Source organism: Alkalibacterium sp. m-11, from assembly GCF_054658155.1.
Map to the genome: position 1 here is coordinate 1 of NZ_BAAGIR010000207.1, position 2,567 is coordinate 2,567.

Below are 2,567 nucleotides of genomic sequence, written 5' to 3' on the forward strand. Positions count from 1 at the left end.
AATGTTTGTTGGTAACTACATTTTACCAAAGAGAGGTGTCTTTTTCTGTACTTTTAAGTTCAATATTCTAACTGATCTTTACGGTAAAAGGATAGAACGTCGTTCTTAGGGGTGCGAAACTTGAGTTTTATAGATGAAGAGATACTCTGAAAAACAGCAATGACCAGCAGCAGGTATGGAAAGTATCGGTTGAACAGACGGACCCACTGCTTCGTGGACTGCTCAGTTAAAAAGAGCGTAATGAATCCGACAGCTACGTAGCTGATCAGCATAGGTTCGATCAGACTGTCCAGCCAGAATTCTCCAGTAATGTTTGCACCGATATAGGCAATAAGTAATGCCGAGAAAATAAGGATCAGAGGGACGACTATGAAGTCTACCAGAACAGCTAAAATTTTTGGTCGACTGATGGCTTCTATTACTGTCTGATCATTTTTGTCTCTAAAGAATTCCGGAATACCGGATAGAAAATACACAGGAGCAAAAAACAGGAAAATAATGGCAGCTGAATGACTGTACCATTCAAAGCTCAGCTGAGTGAAAAGTGTACTGAATGTTGCCAGAATTGCTGCTACGCCAATGTAAAAGACAACAGCTAGAAGCAGACTACTGAAAAATGTCCGTATATAAGCAATCAGGGACTGTGAAAAGGTATATGCTCTGCGACTTGTCGGGATCGTAATCAGCATAACACTGGCTATGAAGATGACTACGATCGTCCTGATCATCGCTGACTGATCAGATGCAAAGTTGATTTGCCTTAGATATATATAGTAAAGAAAGGCTGATAGAGCAGAAACCAGTAGTATAAGCCAGGATGAACGGGTTTTCTGCCGCTCATTCTTTTCGTTCCACAACTGCCCGCATGCTAGAAAAAGAGCACCCAGTCCGGCAGAAAAGGCTTCTCTTGTCAAGGATGTCCGAGTAAGCTGGATATCAGCCATAACTATCAGAGTAGTCACAGCTAGAAAGAAAATTGATAGTGGAAATCGTCCGAATACAGCCATGCTCCTTTGTCTGAAACGTGCAAGAAAACGGGTTCTATTCATGATAAGGCCTCCAGATCGACAGACTTTACTCTGTCATATAATGTGTCTAAATCATACTCCTAGCGGTCATATTTAGCAATCTAATTGTTAGAAAGTAAGTGCGGGATATAAAGAGGTGTATACTTTTCTTCAACATTGCCTGATGAGAAAGAGTAGATGTTAGGGCTTACATAAAAGTGATATAATTGACCTGTAGAGAGGAGGTGAGAGAATCGTGACGATCAAAAATAAACAGAAGCTTCTAGGTATGCTGATTGAGAATGAACAGTTCAGATCAGCTGCCTTTCTAGCTGATAGACTGGGTGTTTCTGCACGTACGATTCATGCTTATCTTAAGGAACTGGATGATTTAATACAGAATACATCACTCGTTCTGGAAAGACGTCCAGGCGCAGGTATCCGACTGATCGGCAGCCATTCAGACAAACTGTCCTGCTTAACCGCTATCAGCAGAGGAACAAGAATTGATCTGGATCCCGCTGACCGACAGTTTGAAATAATCAGAAACTTGCTTGAAGGAAACCGGGTGTCCTACCATGAGCTGGCTGAACATTATTTTGTAAGCAGAGCGACTATCGTAAAGGATATCAGACAGATCAGGCAGGACTTTCTGCAAGGTGAAGATCTTCTCAGTTCAAACAACGACGGGACTATTTTAACGTAATTCCGAAAGAAGTCTCCCACTTCTAAGCGTATGGGTGCGAAGCACCAGTGAAAGTGGGAGATGAATTTCGGTCAAGCGATAGCTTGAAGTGGTTAATGTCATTCTCATTTGGTATACTTTATATATAGACGATAACCAAGTCTATATAGGCGACAACCAAGCCTACTGAGTATTCCTTGGCGTTAGCCAAGTAAAAGAAAACCTATGAGGCAGGGACTGCCTTTTGAGCCTACCCATATCCGATTCCTCTGTCTGCATGAAACCTGTGCAGACAAGAATGGAGTTCGTAGGAAGCCCCCACTTCAAAATCCGGAGGATTTAAGTGGTGGGTAGTTCACTGACAGACGAACGAACCCATCAGGCTCTGTGGGGCTGGTATCTTTCTCTGAAATATGAGAACCATTCTGGTCATCCCCCTATTTCTTTGAGAAGCTACGGTGGTTTTATTGAAGATGAACTGAATGTGTTGTATGAATATATTGAAATTATTCAAAATGAAGTGGAACAGATCGGTACCGCCTATCAGCTTGCTGATTACTACCGTGTTAAATTATTCGAAAATCTGATCGTATTAATGTATCGGATAATACTGGGTCACCATCATAAAGAGTCTTCCGGTTATATCTTCGAGAGAGTGACCAGCCTGGACACCTACTATATTGCAAATGATCTGGCTGCGAGACTGGAGCAGCAGACCAAGGAGTGTCTGTCAACTGAAGATCGTCTTTAGTATGTGTCAAGACTTTGGCGGAAACTTTTTTTCTAGAGATGGTAACTCTTCAATTTTAATATTAAAATGGCTCATTCTGTGTGTTTCATTACCCAAACATTTTCTTCAGTTGTCCCATTGGACT

The 2,567-nt window shown here is 41.8% G+C and carries 3 protein-coding genes; 2 read left to right on the top strand and 1 reads right to left on the bottom strand.

Features of this window, described 5'->3' with window-relative positions; translation table 11 throughout:
* Positions 1 to 59: 59 nt before the first annotated feature.
* Complete coding sequence (locus ACYQ2O_RS11665) at positions 60 to 1,049, bottom strand: DUF4153 domain-containing protein (protein ID WP_459796666.1); 990 nt, start codon at positions 1,047 to 1,049, stop codon at positions 60 to 62.
* Between the two features lie 214 nt (positions 1,050 to 1,263).
* On the opposite strand from ACYQ2O_RS11665, the gene ACYQ2O_RS11670 reads away from it, so the two are divergent.
* Both ACYQ2O_RS11670 and ACYQ2O_RS11675 read left to right on the top strand, forming a co-directional pair.
* Positions 1,264 to 1,713: an HTH domain-containing protein gene (locus ACYQ2O_RS11670; RefSeq protein ID WP_459770695.1), complete on the top strand. Its 450-nt coding sequence runs from the start codon at positions 1,264 to 1,266 to the stop codon at positions 1,711 to 1,713.
* Positions 1,714 to 2,038: 325 nt separating this feature from the next.
* Entirely contained in the window at positions 2,039 to 2,443 is a 405-nt protein-coding gene (locus ACYQ2O_RS11675; RefSeq protein WP_459796667.1) for a hypothetical protein, read from the top strand.
* Positions 2,444 to 2,567 lie beyond the last annotated feature (124 nt).